A 22,695-nucleotide genomic window follows, 5' to 3' on the forward strand; every position below is an offset into this window, starting at 1 on the left:
CGGAAGGCAGCGCCGTACCGCTGCCGGCCGAACACACCAGCGAGATCGAGATCCGCTTGCTGATCGAGGCTATCTACCTCAAGTACAGTTACGACTTCCGCAATTATTCCGGGGCGTCGGTCAAGCGCCGCATCCAGCATGCGCTGCGCCAGTTCGGTTGCCGCACGGTATCGGCCTTGCAAGAGCGGGTGCTGCACGAGCCGGCGCAGTTTATGGAGCTGCTGCAGTACCTGACGATCCCGGTCAGCGAGATGTTTCGCGACCCGGAGCATTTTCTGGTGCTGCGCCGCGAAGTGGTGCCGCTGCTCAAGACCTACCCCTCGCTGAAAGTGTGGATCGCCGGCTGCAGCACTGGCGAAGAGGTGTACTCGATGGCCATCCTGCTGCTGGAGGAGGGCCTGCTCGAACGCACCATGATCTACGCCACCGACATCAACCCGCAGTCGCTGGAACGCGCCCGCCAGGGCATCTATTCTTTGGACAACATGCGCGCCTATACCCTCAACTACCAACGCGCCGGCGGTGCGCGCGCCTTCAGTGACTACTACACCGCCGGCTATGACCACGCGATCATGGACAGCCGCCTGCGCCGCAACGTGACCTTCGCCGACCACAGCCTGGCCACCGACAGTGTGTTTTCCGAGACCCAACTGGTGTCGTGCCGCAACGTGCTCATCTACTTCAACAAAGCCCTGCAGGATCGCGCTTTCGGCTTGTTTCACGAGTCGCTGTCGCACCGCGGCTTCCTGATGCTCGGCAGCAAGGAAACCCTTGATTTCTCCGCCTACAGCGGGGCCTTCGAGACCCTCGCCAAGCCTGAGCGGATCTACCGCAAGCTATGAGCGGCTACCAGGCGGTGGTGGTCGGTGCCTCGGCCGGCGGCGTCGAAGCGCTGCTCACGCTGTTTGGCGCCTTGCCGGCGGCCTTCAGCGTGCCGATCATCACTGTGCTGCACCTGCCTGACGACCGCCACAGCCACCTCGCTGAAGTGTTCGAGCGGCGCCTGCGCCGGCCGGTGCGCGAAGGCCAGGACAAAGCCCCGATCGAGCGCGGCATGATCTACGTGGCCGGGCCGCGCTACCACCTGTCGGTGGAAAGCGACCACACCTTCTCGTTGAGCCAGGAAGACCGCGTGCATTTTTCCCGGCCGTCGATCGATGTGCTGTTCGAATCCGCCGCCGATGCCTATGGCCCGGCGTTGGTCGGCATGCTCCTGACCGGCGCCAACGAAGACGGCGCCCTTGGCCTGGCGCGCATCCAGCAATGCGGCGGCCTCACCCTCGTACAAGACCCCACCCAGGCGCGCATCGCGGTGATGCCCGAAGCCGCCCTGGCACTGATGCAACCGGACCACCTTTTGCCCCTTGAGGGCCTGGCCGCTGTTTTGGCCACACTGGAATGACCACGATGCTAAGCCCCCTTCACGCCAAGCTGTTGATCGTCGACGACCTGCCGGAAAACCTGCTCGCCCTGGCGGCGTTGATCCGCCAGGACGACCGCGCGGTGTACCAGGCGCGCTCGGCCGACGAAGCGCTGTCGCTGCTGCTGCAGCATGAGTTCGCCCTGGCCATCCTCGATGTGCAGATGCCCGGCATGAACGGCTTCGAGCTGGCCGAGCTGATGCGCAGCACGGAAAAAACCAAGCACATCCCGATCGTGTTCGTCAGCGCCGCCGGGCGCGAGATGAACTACGCCTTCCACGGCTACGAAAGCGGCGCGGTGGACTTCCTGCAAAAGCCGCTGGATACCCTCGCGGTGAAGAGCAAGGTCAATGTGTTCGTTGACCTCTACCGCCAGCGCAAAACCCTCAAGGAACAGCTTGAAGCGCTGGAGCGCAGCCGCCATGAGCAGGAAGTTCTCGTGCGCCGGCTGCAGGTGGCGCAGGCCGAGCTTGAGCACGCGGTGCGCATGCGCGACGACTTCATGTCGATCGTGTCGCACGAAGTGCGCACCCCACTCAACGGGCTGATCCTCGAAACCCAACTGCGCAAGCTGCACCTGGCCAAGGGCAACGCCGAGGCCTTTACCCTCGACAAGATGCAAGCCATGGTCGGCCGCGACGAACGGCAGATCCAGAGCCTGATCCGCCTGATCGAAGACATGCTCGACGTGTCGCGGATCCGCACCGGCAAGTTGTCGATCCGCCCGACCACGGTCGACCTTGGCCAACTGGTGGGCAACGCGGTCGAGCGCTTTACCCCTCAGGTGCAGGATGCCGGGGCGCAGATCCGCTATGAATGCAGCCAGCCGCTGGTGGGCGAGTGGGATGAGTTCCGCATCGAGCAGGTGGTCGCCAACCTGCTCACCAACGCCTTGCGCTACGGCGGCAAGAGCCCGATCGAGGTGGCCGCGCGGCTGGACGAGGGCTGTGCCCGCATCGATGTGCGCGATTACGGCATCGGCATCGGAAAAGACGACCAGAAACGCATCTTTGGCCAGTTCGAACGGGTATCATCGCGCAGCAGCGCGGCCGGGCTAGGCCTGGGTTTGTACATCTCCGAGCAGATCGTCAGTGCCCACGGCGGCCGCATCGAGGTGCACAGCGAGCCCGGCGAGGGCGCGCTGTTCAGTGTGCTCCTGCCACTGGCGCGCAACCTCTGACACTGCCCATGGTCACATGGGCAGCCCGATAGACAGCACATAGGCAACACCATGAGTGGAGATGCACAAGACGTGGTCCTGGTGGTCGAGGACGAACCGGTAATCCTGCGGGTTCTGACCGACTACCTGTTCAGCGAGGGGTACCACGTACTGCAAGCCGAAAACGGCACCCAGGCTTTCGAGATCCTCGCGACCAAACCGCACCTGGACCTGATGGTCACCGATTTTCGCCTGCCCGGCGGGATTTCCGGCGTCGACATCGCCGAGCCGGCGGTCAAGCTGCGCCCAGACCTGAAAGTGATCTTCATCAGCGGCTACCCCGCCGAGATCCGCGACAGCGCCCACCCGATCGCCCACCGCGCGCCGATCCTGGCCAAGCCGTTCGACCTCGACGAGCTGCAAAAGGTGATTCGCCAGCAGTTGGCCTGAGGCCTCAGCCCACACACCACTGCACCAGCGCCATCCACCCCGGCAAGGTCGCCGCCGACAACACCGTGGTCAGGCAAATCGCCGAACTGGCCTTCTGTGTGTCTTGCACCGTGCGCGAAAACCCCAGGGTATTCACCCCGCACGGGTTGGCCCCCATCAGCACCAGCACGCCTGTCGCCAGGCCTGCCAGCCCCAGCAGTTTGCACGCCAGCAGCACCAGCGCCGGCATCACCAGCAGCTTGGCGAAGGTGATGCCCAGGGCCTCGCGGCTGGGGCTGAGGGTAAAGCCCGCCAGGTTCGCCCCCAGCACCAGCAGCGCGCACGGCAGCGCGGCCTGGGCCAGCCACTGCGCGAGGTGCTCGAGCGGGCCGGGCAGGTGCAGCCCGGAGAGGTTCAGCAGCACCCCGCAAAGCAGCCCGATGATCATCGGGTTGGCCAGGCTTTTCACCAGGGTTTGCGGGCGGAACGGCTCGCTGCCGGCCAGGCTGTTGTACAGGCTTTGGAAGGTGAACAGCAGCAGGCTGTGCACCGCCAGTACGGTGAACAACAGCACTAGCCCGGGCGGGCCGAACACCCCGGCCACCAGCGGGATGCCGAGCAGGGCGTTATTGCCGAAGGCGGCGGTCAGGCCGAACGGGGTAGGGTGCCCGGCGGCGCGGTGGGCCACCAGGTTGACCCCGGCGAAAATCAACAGCGCCGGGATGAAAAACGCCGCCAGCACCTTGAGGTCAAGGCCGCCGCGCAGGGGCGCGCTGGCCATGCCGGTGAACAGCACCATCGGCATGAACAGGTTGAAGGCGATGAACGCCAGCGCCTTGTTCGCTGCCGGGTGCAATACCCCGCGGCGGCCCAGGCCGTAACCCAGCAGGATCAACAGGAAGATCGGCAAGATGGCTACCGCAACGGTCACGGGCGGGGTCCTCGAGGGCTCTGGGGTGGCCATTATGGGCTGCGCGCGCGAAGGATGTCTCGCGGCGCTGCCGTTGGTCGGCTAAAACGCCGCGGCCTTCAGGTTTTTTTCAGCGCTTGGCCGGGTTGCTGCCAAAAAGCCGGCAGGCGCTGCGATGGCGGAACGGGCGAAGGCTCTGGCTTGGGCGTGAGGAGGGAGCCCCGCAGCAGGTTGGCGCAATAGTGGCCAAGTTATGGCCAGTATAGCGAGTTGACGGTTATCTGGCGCCAAACTGTTGTCAAGGTTGTACGACCTTATCCGATAACAACAGTGTCCTCGCCGCGAAGCCCGCGGCCAACACTCTCGGAGCCCCCGCCATGATCGCACTCGACACCTGGAACCTGAGCATCCCCGTTGGCGTACCCGCCACCACCATCGCCACCCCCGCGCTGGCCCGGGGCTACGCCGATGGCTATTTCAAATCCGGCGACACGCTGTTCTTCTGGGCGCCAGTGACCGGCAGCACCACCGACAACGCCAAGTACCCACGCACTGAACTGCGCGAAACCAAGGCCGACGGCAGCGTGAACAACTGGCGTTACGCCGACGCCGACAACATGCTCCGCGCTGCCGTGGCGGTGAACCAGGTGCCGTCTACCGGCAAGATCGTGATCGGGCAAATCCACACCTACGGCAGCACCGAGCCGATGCTCAAGCTGGAGTACCAGTACAAAGATGCCAAGCGCCTGGGCAACCTGGTGGTGAAATACCGCACCACCCCGGACGCCGAGCCCACGGTGATCACCGTGGCGCAACTGGTGCCGATGAACACCCGCTTCACCTACACCATCCACCTCACCCCCGCCGGCAACCTGATCGTCAATGCCTACAACATGCAGTGGAGCGTGAAGGTCGACTCGAGCTGGGCGCCGAAGTCGCTGTACTTCAAGGCGGGGGTGTATACCCAGGACAACACCGGGTATGCCACCGAGGGCGGTGCGGCGACCTTCTACAAGCTGGCCGTGGAGCATACCGCCAAGGGGGCGTAGGGGGTTGAGGGCCTCTCGCCCGGCACAGCCGGCCTCCCACCCGTTGTGTAGTGTCCCGAAAATCAAGGACAACACGGACCTGGTGGGAGGCCGGCTATGCCGGGCGATGGGCCGGTAAACTCACCGCCCCAGCAACGTGTCCACCGCCGGCACCCGGGTGTCGCTCTCCATCTGCGCATCATGCTCGATCTGCTTGCTGAAGTTTTTCAGCGACGCATTGGCCGGCTCGGCATCGCTGGCGAACACCGGCGGGCTGAGCAGGTAGGCGGTGAGCATCTTCGACAGCGCCGTGAGGCTGTCGATATGGGTGCGCTCGTAGCCATGGGTGGCGTCGCAACCGAACGCCACCAGCGCGGTGCGGATGTCGTGCCCGGCGGTGACCGCCGAGTGGGCGTCGCTGAAGTAATAGCGGAACAGGTCACGGCGCACCGGCAGCTCATTCTGCTGGCCGAGCTTCAACAGGTGCCGCGACAGGTGGTAGTCGTACGGCCCGCTGGAGTCCTGCATGGCCACGCTCACCGCATGCTCGTTGGAATGCTGGCCGGGGGCGACCGGGGCGATGTCGATGCCCACGAACTCACTCACGTCCCAGGGCAGCGCGCCGGCGGCGCCAGAGCCGGTTTCTTCGGTGATGGTGAACAGCGGGTGGCAGTCGATCACCGGCTCTTGGCCGGAATCCACCAACGCCTTCAAGGCCGCCAGCAGCGCGGCCACGCCGGCCTTGTCGTCGAGGTGGCGGGCACTGATGTGGCCGCTTTCGGTGAACTCAGGCAGCGGGTCGAAGGCGACGAAATCACCCACGTTGATGCCCAGGCTTTCGCAATCGGCGCGGGTCGCGCAGTAGGCGTCGAGGCGCAGCTCAACGTGGTCCCAGCTCACCGGCAGTTGGTCGACCGCGGTGTTGAAGGCGTGCCCGGAGGCCATCAACGGCAGCACGCTGCCGCGGATCACGCCGTTGTCGGTGAACACACTGACCCGGCTGCCCTCGGCGAAGCGGCTGGACCAATGCCCCACCGGCGCCAGGCTCAGCCGGCCGTTGTCCTGCAGCGCCCGCACGCTGGCGCCGATGGTGTCCAGGTGCACCGCCACGGCGCGGTCGGGCGAGCTTTTGCGGCCCTTCACGGTGGCGCGGATGGTCCCACGGCGGGTCAGCTCGTAGGGGATGCCCAATTCTTCGAGGCGCTCGGCCACGTAGCGCACGATGGTGTCGGTAAAGCCGGTGGGGCTGGGGATGGCGAGCATCTCCAGCAGCACCCGCTGCAGGTAATGAATGTCGGGTTGGGGAAGGGGCTTGCTCATCAAGGCCTCCTGAAACAGCACCCGCCCATCAGCGCGCCGGCTGAATGTGCGGGAACAGCAGATCGATGAATTTTTCCGCAGTGGGCTGCGGCTCGTGGTTGGCCAGCCCGACGCGTTCGTTGGCTTCGATGAACACGTACTCGGGCTGGTCGGCGGCCGGCACCAGCAGGTCGAGGCCGACCACCGGGATGTCCAGCGCGCGGGCAGCGCGCACGGCGGCATCGGCCAAGACCGGGTGGAGAATACCGGTCACATCTTCCAGGGTACCGCCGGTGTGCAGGTTGGCGGTTTTACGGACCGCCAGCACCTGGCCGCGCGGCAGCACGGTGTCGTACTCCAGGCCCGCGGCCTGCACCGTGCGTTCGGTTTCGCGGTCCAGCGGGATGCGGCTTTCACCGCCGGTGGCGGCTTGGCGCCGGCGGCTTTGCAGTTCGATCAGCTCACCCACGGTGCGCTGGCCATCGCCGACCACCTGGGCCGGCCGGCGAATCGCCGCGGCGACCACCTCGAAGCCGATCACCACGATGCGCAGGTCATGGCCTTCGTGAAAGCTTTCGAGCAGCACCCGGCTGTCGAAGCGCCGTGCTTGCTCCACCGCGTGCTGCACGTCTTCGAGGGTGCGCAAGTCCACCGCCACGCCCTGGCCCTGTTCACCGTCGAGCGGCTTGACCACGATGCGCCCGTGTTCTTCGAGAAAGTCCGCGTTGTCATCGGCGCTGGCCGCCAACTGCTGGGCCGGCAAGCGCACGCCTTCGGCGGCGAGCACCTTGTGGGTGAGGCTTTTGTCTTGGCACAGGGCAACGCTGATGGCGCTGGTCAGGTCGCTCAGCGACTCACGGCAGCGCACCCGGCGCCCGCCGTGGTTGAGCGAGAACAAGCCGGCCTCGGCGTCGATTTCCTGTACTTCGATGCCGCGCCGGTAGGCTTCATCGATGATGATCCGCGCATAGGGGTTGTAATCGCCGGTGGGGCCGGGGCCCATGAACAGCTTCTGGTTGATGCCGTTCTTGCACTTGACCGCGAAGGTCGGCAGGTTGCGAAACCCCAGCTTGGCGTAGAGGTTCTTGGCCAGGCGGTTGTCGTGCATCACCGAGAGGTCCATGAACGCCAGGCCGCGGCTCATGAAGTGCTCCACCAGATGGCGCACCAGCACTTCACCCACGCCGGGGCGGGTGCAGCGTGGGTCTACCGCCAGGCACCAGAGGCTGCTGCCGTGGTCCGGGTCGTCAAAGGCCTTGCTGTGGTTCAGGCCCATCACGCTGCCGATCACGCTGCCGCTGTCTTCGTCCTCAGCCAGCCAATACACCGGCCCGCCCTGGTGGCGCGGGGTTAGCCGGGTAGGGTCGACGGCCAGCATGCGGCGCTTGAGGTACAGGCGGTTGATCGCCTCCCAGTCGCCCTCGGTGCAGGCGCGGCGAATGCGGAAGCCGCGAAACACCCGCTGCGCCGGGCGGTAATCGGAAAACCACAGGCGCAGGGTGTCTGAGGGGTCGAGGAACAACTGCTGCGGGGCTTGCGCCAGCACCTGTTGGGGCGCCGCCACGTACAGCGCGATGTCGCGCTCGCCGGGTTGCTCGGCCAGCAGTTCCTGGGCCAGCGCCTGCGGCGCGGCGTAAGTGTGGCCGATCAACAAGCGGCCCCAGCCGCAATGCAGCGGCCGTGGGTTGCCGCTGGCGTCGCTGCCGTCGCCGGCCAGGCGCGCCTGCAGGCGCTCGTAAGAGGGGGCCTGGCCGCGCAACAGGCGCTGGTTGAAGGCATTGGCTTGGGCTTTCATGGGCTTACAGTCCTTGTTCGCTGAGCCACAGGTTCAGTGCCGCCAATTGCCACAGCTTCGAGCCGCGCAGCGGGGTGAGTTGGCCTTGCGGGTTGCTCAGCAGGCGGTCGAGCATGCTCGCATCGAACAGGCCGCGGTCTTGGCTGCGGTCGAGCAACAGGTCGCGCACCCAGCCGAGGGTGGCGCCTTCGAGGTGTTTCAGGCCCGGTACCGGGAAGTAGCCTTTCTTGCGGTCGATCACCTCGCTGGGGATCACCCGCCGCGCCGCTTCCTTGAGCACCTGCTTGCCGCCGTCGGGCAGCTTGAAGCGCGCGGGCACCCGCGCCGACAGCTCCACCAGGCGGTAATCGAGGAACGGCGTGCGCGCCTCCAGGCCCCAGGCCATGGTCATGTTGTCGACCCGTTTGACCGGGTCGTCGACCAGCATCACCGTGCTGTCCAGGCGCAGGGCTTTGTCCACCGCGGCCTCGGCGCCGGGCTGGGCGAAGTGCTTGCGCACGAAGTCGCCGGCGGCGTCGTGGTCCACGCGCCAGTTGGCCTGCACGGTGGCGGCGTAGTCGGCGTAGTCACGGTCGAAGAACGCGCTGCGGTAAGCCGCGAAGGCATCGGCGGCGCCATCCACCTGCGGGTACCAGTGGTAGCCGGCGAACAGTTCATCGGCGCCCTGGCCGCTTTGCACCACCTTGCAGTGTTTGCTCACCTCGCGCGACAGCAAGTAAAAGGCAATGCAGTCATGGCTGACCATCGGCTCGCTCATCGCCCGGAACGCCGCGGGCAGTTGCTCCAGCACTTCGTGCTCGGCAATCCGCAGTTGGTGGTGGCGGGTGCCGTAGTGCTGGGCGATCAGGTCTGAGTACTGGAACTCATCGCCACGTTCGCCGCCGGCGTCTTCAAAGCCGATGGAGAAGGTCGAGAGGTTTTCTTCGCCGGCCTCGCGCAGCAGGCCCACCAGTAGGCTGGAGTCCACCCCGCCGGAGAGCAGCACGCCCACGTCGACCGCCGCCCGCTGGCGAATCTGCACCGCCTCGCGGGTGCTTTGCAGCACGCGGTCGACCCAGTCTTCCAGGCCGAGGTTTTGCTCATCGGCATTCGGCCCGTAGGGCAGGGTCCACCAGGTGTGTTGTTCGCTGGTGCCGTCGGCGTCGATTCGCATCCAGGTGGCCGGCGGCAGTTTTTGCACGTTGGCCAACAGCGTGCGCGGGGCCGGCACCACGGCGTGGAAGTTCAAGTAGTGGTTCAGCGCCACCGGGTCGAGCATCGGGTCGATGTCTCCGCCCTTGAGCAGCGCCGGCAGGCTCGAGGCAAAACGCAGGCGCTCGGCGTTGCGGCTGATGTACAGCGGCTTCACGCCAAGGCGGTCGCGGGCCAGAAACAGCCGCTTGCGGTCGCGCTCCCACACGGCGAAGGCGAACATGCCGTTGAGCTTGGGCAGCAGGTTTTCACCCCAGGCGTGGTAGCCCTTGAGCAGAATCTCGGTGTCGCCACCCGAATAAAACGCATAGCCCAGCGCTTCGAGTTCGGCACGCAGCTCGGGGAAGTTGTAGATCGCCCCGTTGAAGGCCAGCGACAGCCCGAGCTGGCCGTCGACCATGGGCTGCGCCGAACCGTCGGACAGGTCCATGATTTTCAGCCGCCGATGGCCCAGGGCTACCGGCCCTTGGCTGTGGAAGCCCCAGGCGTCGGGGCCACGGGGTGCCATGTGGTGGGTGATACGTTCGATTGCCGCGAGGTTCGCGGGCTTTTCATTAAAGGCGATTTCGCCACTGATTCCGCACATATTTCCTTACCGGTCTTTCCGTTGGGGATCATGGAATGGACCGGGTGTACAACTGATCGTTTTATATCGAAAAGTTATAAAAGAGCCGCAAGGCCGGTTCATGTGCGGTGGGCCGGGCGGGGTGGAAATCGCACAGCAGTGGCTATACGACTATGTATCAATATGAAAATAAATTTAGTAACAGTTTGTATTTGATGATTTTTCTTCTTTGTAACGCGCTGAAAAATTGCTTACGCCTGTGCTCGGCGCGCTGGCGCTGAGGTAAGCTCGCGGTTTATCGAACCTGCACAGCCGTACGGGTGCGCCGGGCTATTTGGCAGGGACGGGGAGTGGCCAGTTGAATAGCGAAACACCGATTGAGCCGTTACCAGTGCCCTTTATAGGCGAGTATTGCCAGCGCCTGGGGTTTGAGTATTGGTCGTTCTATACCGCCGCGCGCAGCGAGGCCTTGCCCGTGCGCTACCAGAGCAACCTGCCGCCCCTGTGGCACCAATGGGCGCGAAGCAACCTGGGTGGCATCTTCGGCCCGTTGCGGCGTTTGAGCCACGTGGCCTATACGCCCATTCGCTGGGACCGTGCCCAGCTCGAACGCTGCGTGCAACTGCCAGCGTTGGAAGTGATCCCGGCGAGCATCGACGGGGTGAGCCTGATCCTCAGTGAGGACGACAGCCTGTTCAGCGTGTTCACCGTGATGCGTTTCGAGCGCGCGCTGCCACTGCACGACCTCCACGGCATGGCCGGCCAGTTGGCCTGGCTCGGCGGGTTGCTGCACGGCCATGTGCTCAGGCCGATAGTGGATGAAGGCGTGGAACCACTGACCTTGCGCCAGCGCGAGGTGATGGGCCTGGTGGTCGAAGGCCTGACCGCGCAGCAGATCGCTGAGCAGCTTAACCTCAGCCGGCGTACGGTGCGCTTTCATCAGGAAGCGGTGATGCGCCGGCTGGGTGCCACCAACATCACCGCCGCGGCGTTTCAGGTTGGCCGCTTGGGCTTGCTCTGAGGGCCGCGGGCCTTGGCCGCGCGCTGCGCGGCGCGGGCGGCGAAACGGTTGGGGTGGCAGGCCTGGGCCACGGCCAACGGCAGCGGTAATGGCTCAGCGCACAGCCAGGCGGCCAGCAGCTCGCCGGCCAGTGGCGCGGTGATCAACCCGCGCGAGCCGTGGCCGCTGTTCACGTACAAACCTTCGCGCCAGCGCGGTTGGCCGTGCTCGTCGGCCTCGGCCAGCGGGCCCACCACTGGCAGGTAGTCCGGCGTGGTGCAGCGCATCGCCACCCGGCCCTGCAGGCTTTCGGCGGGCGCGGCCAGGCTGGCGGCCAGCTCCGGGCTGATCTGCGCCAGGCGCTCGAGGTTCTCGGCGTGCTCGGCGGCGCTCGGCGCCAGGCTGGTGGTGTTGAAGGCAAAACTGGCGCCCAGGGTGTGCTCGCCGCAGCGCGGCGGGGCCACGTAGCCGTCGGCGCAGACCACGCTGCGCAGGGCCTGGCTGGCGGGGTTGGCCGGCAGCCGAGTGATCTGCCCGCGGATCGGCTTGAGCGGCAGGCCGGCCAGGCGCGCGGCGTCTTCGGCGTTGGCCAGCACCACCACCGGCGCCTGGCCCACACAGCGTTCGCCGTCGAACGCCTGCCACTGGCCCTCGCTGTGCTCCAGGCGCAGTACCTCGCGCAGCGGCGCGAAGGTGATCAGCGGGTGCTCGGCCAGCCATTGGCACAGCGCCGGCGGGTGCACCCAGCCGGCGTCGGGGTAGTACAGCCCGCCACTGGGCAGCGCCACCCCGGCCCGCGCCTCGGCCTGCTCGCGCCCCAGCGCTTGCAGCAGGTCTGTGCTGAAGGCCTCGGCCAGCTTGGCCTGGCGCTGGCGTTCAGGCTCGTCGTAGGCCAACTGCAACACCCCGCAGGCGCTCCAGTGCTCGCCTGGCTGCAACTGCTCGAGCAGCCGGCGGGTGTAACCAAAGCCGCTGACGATCAACCGCGACAGCGCCGTGCCATGGGCTGAGAGCTTCAGGTACAGCACCCCTTGCGGGTTGCCCGAAGCGCCCTGGGCCAGCGCCGCGGCGCGGTCGAGCAAGGTCACCCGCCAGCCGCGCGCGGCCAGGCTGGCGGCGCTGGCGCAACCGGCCAGGCCGGCGCCCACCACCAGCGCGTGGCGTTGCGGCGCCGCCGGCGGGCGCGCGTACCAGCCGCTGGCCGCGCTGGCCGGCACGCCGATGAACGCCCCACGCATGGCCTCCCATTTGTGCCCGTAGCCCGGCACCCGGCGCATCTTGAAGCCGGCGCCGTTGAGCGCGCGGCGCACCTCGCCGGCCGAGCAGAAGGTGCCGATCGTGGTGCCCGGGCCCGACAACCGCGCCAGTTGCGCGAACAGCTCCGGGGCCCACATGGCCGGGTTTTTCAACGGCGCGAAGCCGTCGAGAAACCACGCATCGACCACCGCGTCGAGCTGGCCGAACTGCTCCAGCGCATCGCCGATCAACAGCGTCAGGGTGACCCGCCCGCCGGCAAAGCACAGCCGCTGGTAGCCTGGCTGCAGCACCCGGTACTGGGCCAGCAAGGCCTGCGCCTGGGGCGCCAGGCTAGGCCACAGGGCCGTGGCCTGGGCCAGGTCGGCGGCGCTCAGCGGGTGCTTTTCAACGCTGACGAAGTGCAGCCGCGCGCTGGCCGGGGCATGCGCCTCGAACTGCTGCCAGGCGCAGAGGAAGTTCAGCCCGGTGCCAAAGCCGGTTTCGCCGATCACGAAGCTGGCGCCGTCGGCCAGCACCTGCCAGCGCTCGCACAGCTGGTTTTGCAGGATGAAATTGTGCTGGGTTTCGTCCAGCCCCGAGTGGTTCGAGAAATACACGTCGCCGAACTCGGCAGACACCGGCTGGCCGTTGGCATCCCAGTGAATCTGGGCGTGGGCTGGGGTAGGGTGGGTCACGGGCGTGGGCTCGGCGGCAGGCAAACGCAGTATTTTGCCACAGGCTGGGGTCCAGATAAGCAGGTTTGAAAGGGAGTGCCTTATGTTCGAGTCCGCCGAGATCGGCCACGCGATTGACGATCGGGAATACGACAAGCAAGTACCGGCGCTGCGCGAGGCGCTGCTCGATGTGCAGTACGAGCTCAAGCAACAGCAGCGCTTTCAGGTGATCGTGTTGATCAACGGCATCGAAGGCGCCGGCAAGGGCGAAACGGTCAAGCTGCTCAACGAATGGATGGACCCACGGCTGATCGAGGTGCGCACCTTCGACCGCCCCAGCGACGAAGAGCTCGCCCACCCGCCGGCCTGGCGCTATTGGCGGCAACTGCCGGCGAAGGGCCGAATGGGGGTGTTCTTCGGTAACTGGTACAGCCAGATGATCCAGAACCGCGTGCACGGCAAGATCAAGGACGCCGCCCTCGACCAGGCGATCAACGACGCCGAGCGGCTGGAACAGATGCTTTGCGACGAAGGCGCGTTGATCTTCAAGTTCTGGTTTCACCTGTCGCGCAAACAGATGAAAAAACGCCTCAAGGCGCTTGAAGACGACCCCCTGCACAGCTGGCGCATCAGCCCGCTGGACTGGCAACAGTCGAAAACCTACAACCGCTTCGTGCGCTTCGGCGAGCGCGTGCTGCGCCGCACCAGCCGCGACTACGCGCCCTGGCACGTGATCGAGGGCGTGGACGCCAACTACCGCAGCCTGGCGGTGGGCAACATCCTCCTCGAAGGGCTGCGCGCCGCCCTGGCGCAGCCGGCGCAAACCGTGCACCAGGCGATGGCCCCGCTGGGCGCCAGCCTGGATAAACGCAACCTGCTCGACGCCCTGGACCTCAGCCTCGCCCTGGACAAAGACGACTACAAGCAGCGGCTGGTCGAGGAGCAAGCGCGCCTGGCCACCCTGCTGCGCGACAAACGCATGCGCCGCCACGCCCTGGTCGCGGCCTTCGAAGGCAACGACGCGGCCGGCAAGGGCGGCGCCATCCGCCGCGTGTGCGCCGCGCTCGACCCACGCCAGTACCACATCGTGCCGATCGCCGCGCCCAGCGAAGACGAGCGCGTGCAGCCCTACCTGTGGCGCTTCTGGCGGCAGATTCCGCCGCGGGGGCAGTTCACCATCTTCGACCGCACCTGGTACGGCCGCGTGCTGGTGGAGCGGGTCGAGGGTTTTTGCAGCCAGAGCGACTGGATGCGCGCGTATGGCGAGATCAACGATTTCGAAGAACAGCTCACCGACGCCGGGGTGATCGTGGTGAAGTTCTGGCTGGCCATCGACCAGCACACCCAACTGGAGCGCTTCAAGGCCCGCGAGAAAACCCCGTTCAAGCGCTACAAGATCACCGAAGACGACTGGCGCAACCGCGAAAAATGGCCGGCCTATCGCGAAGCGGTGGGCGACATGGTCGACCGCACCAGCACCGAGATCGCCCCCTGGACGCTGATCGAGGCCAACGACAAGCACTGGGCACGGGTTAAGGTGTTGCGTACCCTCAACGACGCCATCGAAGCGGCGTTCAAGCGGGACAAATAGCCCGGCTGCAGGGCCTATCGCCCGGCACAGCCGGCCTCCCACGGGTTCTGTGTTACGCCCAAAATCAATGGCTTACACAAATCTGGTGGGAGGCCGGCTGTGCCGGACGAAGGGCCCCCAACATCAAACCAAGGAACCCCAGTGGACCTGATCTTCCTCGGCACCAGTGCCGGCACCCCCACCCGCGCCCGCAATGTGTCGGCCACCGCGCTGCTGGCCGCCCAGGGCAAGCACTGGTGCCTGGTCGACTGCGGCGAGGGCACCCAGCAGCAGGTGCTGCGTTCGCCGCTGTCACTCAGCGACCTCGACGCGATCTTCATCACCCACGTGCACGGCGACCACTGCTTTGGCCTGCCGGGGCTGCTCGGCAGCGCCGGAATGGCCGGGCGCACACGCCCGCTGCGGTTGGTTGGCCCGGCGGCGCTGGGGCCGTGGCTGCGCTTGACGCTCGAAATGAGCCACAGTTGGCTGCCATTCGCGCTTGAGTTCGAGGCCGTGGAGGGCTTGAGCGCCTGCGCCGTTGGCGAATGGCAAGTGAGCACCGCCGAGCTGTCGCACCGGGTGCCGAGTTGGGCCTATGTGTTCACCGAGCGCCACCCTGAGCCGCGGCTGAACCTTGAACGCCTGGCCGAAGAGGGCATCCCCCGCGGGCCGCTGTGGGGCGAGTTGGCCCATGGCCGCGAGGTGCTGTGGCAAGGCCGCGCGCTGCGCGCCGCCGATTACTGGCAGGCCGGGCGCGCGGCCCAGCGGGTGGTGATCTGCGGCGATAACGACCGCCCTGAGTTGCTCGCCCAGGCCTGCCTCAGCGCCCAGGTGCTGGTGCATGAAGCCACCTACACCCAAGCGGTGCTGACCGCCGGCAAGCAGGCCTATGGCCATAGCAGCGCGCTGCAGGTGGCGCGTTTCGCCGCCGAGGCAGGCCTGCCGAACCTGGTGCTGACCCACTTCAGCCCGCGCTTTCAGGCCCAGCCGGGGCGCGGGCCGGCGATCGATGAGATCGCCGCCGAGGCGGCCAGTGTTTACTCCGGCCAGTTGCATTTGGCGCAAGACCTCGCCCATTACCACCTGGGCCGCGATGGGCGGTTGCTGCGCCGCGCCCCTCAGGCCTAGCGCTTGGCCGCCCGCGCCACGTAGTCGCGGCTTTCGCGCTCGGCGTCTTCGCGGCTGGGGAAGGGCCCTTCGAGGGTGTGCTCGCGGGTGGTAAAGAAGAATTGCCCATTGACCAGTGAAATCCGGTCCGCCCGAAAACGCGTAGCCTCGGCGGGGTCTTGTGCACGTTTACCGAACATGTTGCCTCCTGTGGTCGAGTCGCTTTCAACAGTAGCCGGTTCAGCCTTTGGCGCCAGGCTCGAGCATGTTTTCCGGGCGCACCCACTGGTCGAACTGTTCATCGGTCAAAAAGCCCAGTTCCAGCGCTGCCTCGCGCAGCGTTTGCCCTTCGGCATAGGCCTTCTTGGCGATCTGCGCGGCTTTGTCGTAGCCGATGTGCGGGTTCAGCGCGGTCACCAGCATCAACCCGCGTTCCAGGTGCGCGGCCATCTGCCCGGCGTCGGGCTCGAGCCCGGCGATGCAATGGGCCTGGAAGTTGCGGCAGCCGTCGGCGAGCAGCCGGGTAGACTGCAATACGTTGTAGATAATCACCGGCTTGTACACGTTCAATTGCAAGTGGCCCTGGCTGGCGGCCATGCCGATCGCCACGTCGTTGCCCAGCACCTGGCAGGCAAGCATCGACAGCGCTTCGCACTGGGTGGGGTTGACCTTGCCCGGCATGATCGAGCTGCCCGGCTCGTTGGCCGGCAGCTTCACCTCGGCAAACCCGGCGCGCGGGCCGGAGCCGAGCAGGCGCAGGTCGTTGGCCAGCTTCATCAGCGCCACGGCGAGGGTTTTCAAGGCGCCGGCGAGGGTGGTCAGCGGCTCATGCCCGGCCAGCGCGGCGAACTTGTTCGGCGCGGTGACGAACGGCAGGCCCGACAGCGCCGCCAGTTCCGCCGCCACCGCCTCGGCAAAGCCCTGCGGGGCGTTCAGCCCGGTGCCCACCGCGGTACCGCCCTGGGCCAGTTCGCACACCGCCGGCAAGGCCGCGCGCAGGGCGCGCTGGGCGTAATCGAGCTGCGCCACATAGGCCGAGACTTCCTGGCCGAAGGTCACTGGGGTGGCGTCCATCATGTGCGTGCGGCCGGTTTTCACCAGGTTGCCGTGGCGCGCGGCCAGCTCGGCCAGGCCCGAAGACAGCTCGGCGATGGCCGGCAGCAGGTCGCTTTGCACCGCCTGCACGGCAGCGATGTGCATCGCGGTGGGGAAGCAATCGTTCGAGCTTTGCGAGCGGTTCACGTGGTCGTTCGGGTGCACCGGGCTTTTGCCGCCGCGGCCCTGGCCGGCCAGCTCGTTGGCGCGGCCGGCGATCACCTCGTTGACGTTCATGTTGCTCTGGGTGCCGCTGCCGGTTTGCCACACCACCAGCGGGAACTGCTCGTCGTGCTCGCCGCCGAGCACCTCGTCGGCGGCCTGTTCGATCAGCCGGGCGATGTCGGCCGGCAGGTCGCCGTTGCGGTCGTTGACCCGCGCCGCGGCTTTTTTGATCAGCGCCAGGGCGTGCACCACCGGCAGCGGCATGCGTTGCTCGCCGATGGCGAAGTTGATCAGCGAACGCTGGGTTTGCGCGCCCCAATAGGCGTGCTCAGGAACTTCGACCTGGCCCAGGCTGTCGGTTTCGATGCGGCTCATGCGGCTGTCCCTCGCGTGATGAAGTGTCAGCCTGCTTAGGCCGCGCCGCCGCCCGCTTGGTTCAACCGCGAAAATGACAATCCTCCGCGCGGGGTTGAGCCGGCCGCGCCTTCAGGCGCAGAATGCCATTCCCCTGGGGCCCTGCCCCTACCTGCTACTAAGGAATCCCGATGTCTCGTCTTCGCGCTCTCTGCACTGCAGCCGTTCTGGTATGCGCCAGCGGTACCGTTTTCGCCGACCAGGCCAGCCACAACGCCAGTGCCGAAGCCTTCCTGACCACGGTGCACGCTGACAAACTCGGCACGCCGATCTACATGCAGGTGCAGCAGATGTTCGCCCAGCGCTTCGCCCAGGCCAAGGCGCCGGCGTCCAAGCAGGCGCTGCTCGAAAGCTACCAGGCCAAGGCCAACGCCGCGCTGGAATCGGCCATCGGCTGGAACAAGGTCAAGCCTGACCTGGTCAAGCTGTACACCGAGAACTTCACCGAGGCCGAGCTCAAAGACCTGGTCAAGTTCTACAAGTCGCCGCTGGGCCAGAAGGTCCTGCAGCAAATGCCGCAAGTCACCCAGCAGTCGGCCATGCTGACCCAGCAGAAGCTCGAGCCGGCGGTACCGGTGGTGAACAAGCTGCTCGAAGACATGACCAACGAGATCGCCCCGCCAGCCCCGGCCGCCGCCCCGGCTGCTCCGGCTGCCCCGGCCAAGAAATAACCTGACGCAAGGCCCTGACCATGACCATGCAGACCCGCATCGAACACACCCTGGCGCTGTTGCAACCTGAGCACCTGCAGGTGTTCGACGAAAGCCACATGCACAGCCGCGGGCAGCAAACCCACTACAAGGCGGTGGTGGTCAGCCAGCGCTTCGAAGGGCTTTCCAGCGTCAAGCGCCACCAGTTGGTGTACGGCACCCTCGGCGAAATGATGGGCGAATTCCACGCCCTGGCGCTGCACACCTACACCCCCCAGGAGTGGGCGCAGGTGGGCAGCGCGCCGGCCTCGCCGGTGTGCGCGGGCGGCCATTCCTGAGGGCTATGGTTTTTTGCCATCACGCCGATAACCTTTGACCTGGCGCAATACAGCACGGCGGCGGTTTGCTAAAATCCGCCGCCGTGTTGCGTTGTGGCGCCCAGGCGCCCAACCCTGTTCAACGTTCAACCCGGTCCACCCCTTGCGCGGGTGACCACTGGAGAAGCTTCATGCCTGCACCGATCGTTGTGGCGGCGATGTACAAGTTCGTCACCCTCGAAGACTACACCGCGCTGCGCCAGCCCCTGCTCGACGCCATGCTCGCCAACAACGTGAAGGGCACCCTGCTGCTCGCCGAAGAAGGCATCAACGGCACCGTGTCGGCTACCCGCGAAGGCATCGACGGCCTGCTCGCTTGGCTCAAGCTCGACCCGCGCCTGGCGGATGTCGACCACAAGGAAAGCTACTGCGACGAACAGCCGTTCTACCGCACCAAGGTCAAGCTGAAGAAAGAAATCGTCACCCTTGGCGTGCCCGGGGTAGACCCGAACCACAACGTCGGCACCTACGTTGAGCCACAAGACTGGAACGCGCTGATCAGCGACCCGGAAGTGCTGTTGATCGACACCCGCAACGACTACGAAGTGGCGATTGGCACCTTCGAGGGCGCGATCGACCCGAAAACCACCACGTTTCGGGAGTTCCCCGAGTACATCAAGGCCCACTTCGACCCCAGCCGGCACAAGAAGGTGGCGATGTTCTGCACCGGCGGCATCCGCTGCGAAAAAGCCTCCAGCTACATGCTCGGCGAAGGGTTCGAAGAGGTGTACCACCTCAAGGGCGGCATCCTCAAATACCTTGAGCAAGTGCCCCAGGCCGAGTCGAAATGGCAGGGCGACTGCTTCGTGTTCGACAACCGCGTGACCGTACGCCACGACCTCACCGAGGGCGACTACGACCAGTGCCACGCCTGCCGCGCGCCGGTCAGCGCCGAAGACCGCGCCAGTGAGCACTACACCCCCGGCATCAGTTGCCCGCATTGCTGGGGCAGCCTGCCGGAAAAAACCCGCCACGCCGCCACCGAGCGGCAGAAGCAGATCGAGCTGGCCAAGGCGCGCAACCAGCCCCATCCTATCGGCTACAACTACCGCAACGCCGAGGGCTGAGCCATGCGCCGCCTGCTCTATGTGATGGACCCGATGTGCTCCTGGTGCTGGGGCTTTGCCCCGGTGGCCGCGGCGCTGTTCGAGCAGGCCGCCGCCGCCGGCGTGAGCGGGCACCTGGTGATGGGCGGCCTGCGCAGCGGCGGCGCGGCGCTCGACAGCACCACCCGGCAGTACATCCTCGAGCATTGGCGGGCGGTGGAGCAGGCCAGCGGCCAGCCGTTCCGCTTCGAAGGTGCCCTGGGCGATGGTTTTGTCTACGACACCGAGCCGGCCTGCCGGGCAGTGGTCACCGCCCGCGGCCTGGCCGAAGACCTCGCCTGGCCGCTGGCGCGGCGCATCCAGCAGGCCTTCTACGCCGAAGGCCGCGACACCACCGCCGCCGCGGTGCTGGCGGAACTGGCCGAAGCCTGCGGCATCCCGCGCATCGAGTTCGCCGACGCCTTCGACCACCCGGCGCAAGCCGCCACCACCCAGGCCGACATCGCCTGGGCGCGCGACCTTGGTATTGCCGGCTTCCCGACGATGCTGGCGCAGAACGGCAGCCAACTGGCCTTGTTGACCAACGGCTACCAGCCGCTGGAGGCCTTGGCGCCGCTGTTGCAGGCGTGGTTGGCGCGTAACGCCTGACGCCGCTGCTGGCGGGGATGTTCAAGGTTCTCGCTGGGCTTACCGGCCCCTCGCCCGGCACAGCCGGCCTCCCACGGGATGGTTAAGTACTTGATCTACAAGGAAACACAGAGCCCGTGGGAGGCCGGCTGTGCCGGGCGATAGGCCCTGAAGCTCATGCACGGAATCAGCAGGGCTCACAGACTCCTCCGCTCCATGAAGCCGTGAAATGGCTTAAGTGAACAGCATTATGCCACAGCCGGCCCCCCTCTCTAAAATAGTCGTGCAGAGTGATTGCACTCTGCTAGTCTCGTTTTGAAACTTGCCGAATACGGCCGAGTGACCTGTGGATGGCGCCGTTGCGCGCCATCGGGAAGTGGGCGAGCCCGTTGTTCAGCCGCTAGGTGCAAGGGATTTCATGAAGCAGCTCAACCGCACGCTTGAGGGCCCCAGGCTCATTGCTATTGCCTGGCCGTTCATCGCCGTGGTACTTCTATTGGCGTTGCTCGGTATGTTCAGCCTGTACGCGCTATCGGCGGTACGGGGGTATGTGGCCGGCGAAAGCCTCTGGTCCAAAGGCCAGAAAGACGCCATCTATTACCTCAACCTGTACGCCAGCAGCCGCGACGAAAGCGTTTACAGCAAGTACCAGCAAGCCTTCGCGGTGCCCATGGGCAGCCACGACCTGCGCCTGGCACTGGACCAACCGGTCCCCGATCTGGACAAAGCCCGCCACGGGCTGCGCCAGGGTGGTAACCATCCCGACGATTTCAGCGGCATCATCTGGTTCTTCCTGAACTTCCGGCATTTTTCCTATTTTGCCAAGGCGATCGACCTGTGGACGGTGGGCGACAGCTACCTGACCCGCCTCGATGCCTTGGCCGTGACCATGCACCGCAGCGTGCGCGATGGCAGCGCCACGGACCAGGACGTAGCCCGCTGGCAAGCGCAGATCCAGCAGATCAACGAGGATGTTACCCCCGCGGCCAAGGCCTTCAGCGATGCGCTGGGCGAGGGCTCGCGGTTTTTGCTGCGCCTGCTGATCGGCGTGAACCTGTTCACCGCGTTGACGTTGATCGGCCTGGCGCTGTGGATCACCCGCAAGCTGCTGGCCCAGCGGCACGCATTTGCCGAGGCCCTGCAGGAAGAGAAACACCGCGCCCAGGTCACGCTGGCCTCGATCGGCGATGGGGTGATCGCCACCGACGTCGACGGCGGCATCGCCTACATGAACCCGGCCGCCGAGCACCTGACCCACTGGAAGGCCGAGCAGGCCACGGGTTTGCCGCTGGCCTCGCTGTTCAACCTGATCGACGAAAACGCCGGGCGCGATGCCAACACCTTGATCGAGCGCATCCGCAACGGCCAGCTCACCGGTGGCCGTGACCACGGCCGGACCATCCAGCGCCTCGACGGCAGTACCGTGTCGGTGGCGCTGAGCGGCGCGCCCATCGTTCACGACGGCCGCGTCAGTGGCACGGTGCTGGTGCTCCACGACATGACCCAAGAGCGCCAGTACATCGCCAACCTGGCCTGGCAGGCGACCCATGATGCCCTCACCGGGCTGGCCAACCGCCGTGAGTTCGAGTTCCGCCTGGAGCAGGCGCTCAACGGCCTGAACGACGGCAGCACCCGCCACACCTTGCTGTTTCTCGACCTCGACCAGTTCAAGCTGGTCAACGACACCTGCGGCCATGCCGCCGGCGACGAACTGCTGCGGCACATCTGCGCGCTGTTGCAGGCCGGGCTGCGCGAGGGCGACACCCTGGCGCGGCTGGGCGGCGATGAGTTCGGCGTGCTGCTCGAGCGCTGCGCGCCGCAAGCGGCCGAGGCCATCGCGGAAAAACTGCGGGAAACCGTGCAAGACCTGCACTTCGTCTGGAAGGGCCGGCCGTTCATGACCACCCTGAGCGTGGGCCTGGTGCACTTGGCCCAGGCCCCGACTACCCTGGAAGGAGCCCTGCGCGCGGCCGACCTGGCCTGCTACATGGCCAAGGAGAAGGGCCGCAACCGGGTGCAGGTGTACCACGAAGACGACACCGAACTGAGCGTGCGCTTCGGCGAAATGGCCTGGGTGCAGCGCTTGCGCCACGCCCTGGAAGAAAACCGCTTCTGCCTGTACGCCCAGGAAATCGCCAGCCTGGCGCGCTTGCCCAGCCCGGCGGGGCAGGGTGGGCACGTGGAAATTCTACTGCGCCTGCGCGACGAGCACGGCCGGTTGATCCTCCCCAACCAGTTCATCCCCGCCGCCGAGCGCTATGGCCTGATGCCGGTGCTCGACCGCTGGGTGGTGCACAACGTGTTCAAGGTGGTGCGCGAATGCCTCGACGAAGGCGGTACCCAACCGCTGGCGATGTGCGCGATCAACCTCTCGGGCGCGAGCATTGGCGACGACGACCTGCTCGACGACATCCGCGAGCAGTTGGCCCATCACCAGATACCGCCGCAGTTGATCTGCTTTGAAATCACCGAAACCAGCGCCATTGCCAACCTCAGCAGCGCGATCCGCTTCATCAACGAGCTCAAGGACCTCGGCTGCCTGTTTTCCCTCGACGACTTCTGCGCCGGCATGTCGTCGTTCGCGTACCTCAAGCACCTGCCGGTGGACTTCCTGAAGATCGACGGCAGTTTCGTCAAAGACATGCTCGACGACCCGGTCAACCGGGCGATGGTGGAGGTGATCAACCACATTGGCCACGTGATGGGCAAGCGCACCATCGCCGAATTCGTCGAAACATCCCTGATAGAGCAGGCTCTGGTCGAGATCGGAGTCGATTACGCCCAGGGCTACCTCATCGAACGCCCCCAACCGTTCACCTGCGACAGCCTGCGCAGGGCTGATGCCCGTAGCCGGCCCGAGTTGCTTCACGTTCCGGGGACCTTCGGCTGAGCCCCCGCCCTGGCGCGATCGGTTTTACCCACGACGCAAAAGGA

The 22,695-nt window shown here is 66.1% G+C and carries 20 protein-coding genes; 13 read left to right on the forward strand and 7 right to left on the reverse strand.

What is annotated here, in order from left to right; genetic code table 11:
- Positions 1 to 20: 20 nt before the first annotated feature.
- Genes ACFZCE_RS15595 through ACFZCE_RS15610 form a run of 4 tightly spaced genes read left to right on the forward strand, consistent with a single transcriptional unit; the run spans position 21 to position 3,030 of the window.
- Positions 21 to 842 (forward strand): CheR family methyltransferase, encoded by an 822-nt coding sequence (locus tag ACFZCE_RS15595; protein ID WP_390940642.1) that lies wholly within the window; start codon positions 21 to 23, stop codon positions 840 to 842.
- A complete protein-coding gene (locus tag ACFZCE_RS15600; protein ID WP_390940491.1) occupies positions 839 to 1,402 on the forward strand; it encodes a chemotaxis protein CheB in 564 nt (187 codons plus the stop codon). The genes ACFZCE_RS15595 and ACFZCE_RS15600 overlap by 4 nt, the downstream gene beginning before the upstream one ends.
- A gap of 5 nt (positions 1,403 to 1,407) precedes the next feature.
- Entirely contained in the window at positions 1,408 to 2,601 is a 1,194-nt protein-coding gene (locus tag ACFZCE_RS15605; protein ID WP_390940493.1) for an ATP-binding protein, read from the forward strand.
- A 51-nt stretch (positions 2,602 to 2,652) separates the two neighbouring features.
- Positions 2,653 to 3,030 carry a response regulator gene (locus ACFZCE_RS15610; RefSeq protein ID WP_390940495.1) on the forward strand — a complete coding sequence of 126 codons (378 nt, stop codon included), beginning with the start codon at positions 2,653 to 2,655 and terminating at the stop codon, positions 3,028 to 3,030.
- A gap of 4 nt (positions 3,031 to 3,034) precedes the next feature.
- Here ACFZCE_RS15610 and ACFZCE_RS15615 read toward each other — a convergent pair whose 3' ends face one another.
- Positions 3,035 to 3,940 (reverse strand): AEC family transporter, encoded by a 906-nt coding sequence (locus tag ACFZCE_RS15615; RefSeq protein ID WP_390940497.1) that lies wholly within the window; start codon positions 3,938 to 3,940, stop codon positions 3,035 to 3,037.
- A 356-nt stretch (positions 3,941 to 4,296) separates the two neighbouring features.
- Here ACFZCE_RS15615 and ACFZCE_RS15620 point away from each other — a divergent pair, with 356 nt between their 5' ends.
- Positions 4,297 to 4,968: a polysaccharide lyase family 7 protein gene (locus ACFZCE_RS15620; RefSeq protein ID WP_390940499.1), complete on the forward strand. Its 672-nt coding sequence runs from the start codon at positions 4,297 to 4,299 to the stop codon at positions 4,966 to 4,968.
- A gap of 120 nt (positions 4,969 to 5,088) precedes the next feature.
- Here the strand turns inward: ACFZCE_RS15620 and ACFZCE_RS15625 are convergent, their stop codons facing one another.
- From ACFZCE_RS15625 to ACFZCE_RS15635, 3 genes are read right to left on the reverse strand one after another with little or no spacing between them, the layout of a single operon-like run.
- Complete coding sequence (locus ACFZCE_RS15625; protein ID WP_390940501.1) at positions 5,089 to 6,267, reverse strand: osmoprotectant NAGGN system M42 family peptidase; 1,179 nt, start codon at positions 6,265 to 6,267, stop codon at positions 5,089 to 5,091.
- 28 nt (positions 6,268 to 6,295) lie between these two features.
- Positions 6,296 to 8,041 carry an N-acetylglutaminylglutamine synthetase gene (ngg, locus tag ACFZCE_RS15630; protein WP_390940503.1) on the reverse strand — a complete coding sequence of 582 codons (1,746 nt, stop codon included), beginning with the start codon at positions 8,039 to 8,041 and terminating at the stop codon, positions 6,296 to 6,298.
- A gap of 4 nt (positions 8,042 to 8,045) precedes the next feature.
- A complete protein-coding gene (locus ACFZCE_RS15635) occupies positions 8,046 to 9,818 on the reverse strand; it encodes an N-acetylglutaminylglutamine amidotransferase (RefSeq protein ID WP_390940505.1) in 1,773 nt (590 codons plus the stop codon).
- Positions 9,819 to 10,188: 370 nt separating this feature from the next.
- Between ACFZCE_RS15635 and ACFZCE_RS15640 the strand changes: the two genes are divergently transcribed.
- On the forward strand, positions 10,189 to 10,818 hold the full coding sequence (locus ACFZCE_RS15640) for a LuxR C-terminal-related transcriptional regulator (protein WP_390940507.1): 630 nt from the start codon (positions 10,189 to 10,191) through the stop codon (positions 10,816 to 10,818).
- On the opposite strand, the gene mnmC is transcribed toward ACFZCE_RS15640, so the two are convergent.
- Complete coding sequence (gene mnmC, locus ACFZCE_RS15645; protein ID WP_390940509.1) at positions 10,791 to 12,728, reverse strand: bifunctional tRNA (5-methylaminomethyl-2-thiouridine)(34)-methyltransferase MnmD/FAD-dependent 5-carboxymethylaminomethyl-2-thiouridine(34) oxidoreductase MnmC; 1,938 nt, start codon at positions 12,726 to 12,728, stop codon at positions 10,791 to 10,793. The two genes, ACFZCE_RS15640 and mnmC, sit on opposite strands and share 28 nt — an antisense overlap.
- Before the next feature lie 82 nt (positions 12,729 to 12,810).
- Between mnmC and pap the strand changes: the two genes are divergently transcribed.
- Together pap and ACFZCE_RS15655 are read left to right on the forward strand one after the other, a co-directional pair.
- Positions 12,811 to 14,298, forward strand: coding sequence for a polyphosphate:AMP phosphotransferase (pap, locus tag ACFZCE_RS15650; protein WP_390940511.1), 1,488 nt, complete (start codon positions 12,811 to 12,813; stop codon positions 14,296 to 14,298).
- A gap of 141 nt (positions 14,299 to 14,439) precedes the next feature.
- A complete protein-coding gene (locus ACFZCE_RS15655; protein WP_390940513.1) occupies positions 14,440 to 15,408 on the forward strand; it encodes an MBL fold metallo-hydrolase in 969 nt (322 codons plus the stop codon).
- On the opposite strand, the gene ACFZCE_RS15660 is transcribed toward ACFZCE_RS15655, so the two are convergent.
- Positions 15,405 to 15,587 (reverse strand): DUF6316 family protein, encoded by a 183-nt coding sequence (locus ACFZCE_RS15660; RefSeq protein WP_390940515.1) that lies wholly within the window; start codon positions 15,585 to 15,587, stop codon positions 15,405 to 15,407. The genes ACFZCE_RS15655 and ACFZCE_RS15660 overlap by 4 nt on opposite strands.
- Before the next feature lie 40 nt (positions 15,588 to 15,627).
- Positions 15,628 to 17,022 (reverse strand): class II fumarate hydratase, encoded by a 1,395-nt coding sequence (locus ACFZCE_RS15665; protein WP_390940517.1) that lies wholly within the window; start codon positions 17,020 to 17,022, stop codon positions 15,628 to 15,630.
- A 170-nt stretch (positions 17,023 to 17,192) separates the two neighbouring features.
- On the opposite strand from ACFZCE_RS15665, the gene ACFZCE_RS15670 reads away from it, so the two are divergent.
- The 5 genes from ACFZCE_RS15670 (at position 17,193) to ACFZCE_RS15690 (ending at position 22,651) form a co-directional block, all read left to right on the forward strand.
- Complete coding sequence (locus tag ACFZCE_RS15670; protein WP_390940519.1) at positions 17,193 to 17,732, forward strand: DUF2059 domain-containing protein; 540 nt, start codon at positions 17,193 to 17,195, stop codon at positions 17,730 to 17,732.
- A 20-nt stretch (positions 17,733 to 17,752) separates the two neighbouring features.
- The gene (locus ACFZCE_RS15675; protein WP_390940520.1) at positions 17,753 to 18,049 is read left to right on the forward strand and encodes a BolA/IbaG family iron-sulfur metabolism protein; all 297 of its coding nucleotides are present in this window, start codon (positions 17,753 to 17,755) and stop codon (positions 18,047 to 18,049) included.
- 170 nt (positions 18,050 to 18,219) lie between these two features.
- The gene (locus ACFZCE_RS15680) at positions 18,220 to 19,155 is read left to right on the forward strand and encodes a rhodanese-related sulfurtransferase (RefSeq protein ID WP_390940522.1); all 936 of its coding nucleotides are present in this window, start codon (positions 18,220 to 18,222) and stop codon (positions 19,153 to 19,155) included.
- A gap of 3 nt (positions 19,156 to 19,158) precedes the next feature.
- On the forward strand, positions 19,159 to 19,782 hold the full coding sequence (locus ACFZCE_RS15685; RefSeq protein ID WP_390940524.1) for a DsbA family protein: 624 nt from the start codon (positions 19,159 to 19,161) through the stop codon (positions 19,780 to 19,782).
- Positions 19,783 to 20,179: 397 nt separating this feature from the next.
- Entirely contained in the window at positions 20,180 to 22,651 is a 2,472-nt protein-coding gene (locus tag ACFZCE_RS15690) for an EAL domain-containing protein (RefSeq protein ID WP_390940526.1), read from the forward strand.
- The last annotated feature ends 44 nt before the right edge of the window (positions 22,652 to 22,695 follow it).

Origin of the sequence: Pseudomonas sp. NPDC007930 (assembly GCF_042958985.1) — a bacterium.
Lineage (GTDB): Bacteria > Pseudomonadota > Gammaproteobacteria > Pseudomonadales > Pseudomonadaceae > Aquipseudomonas.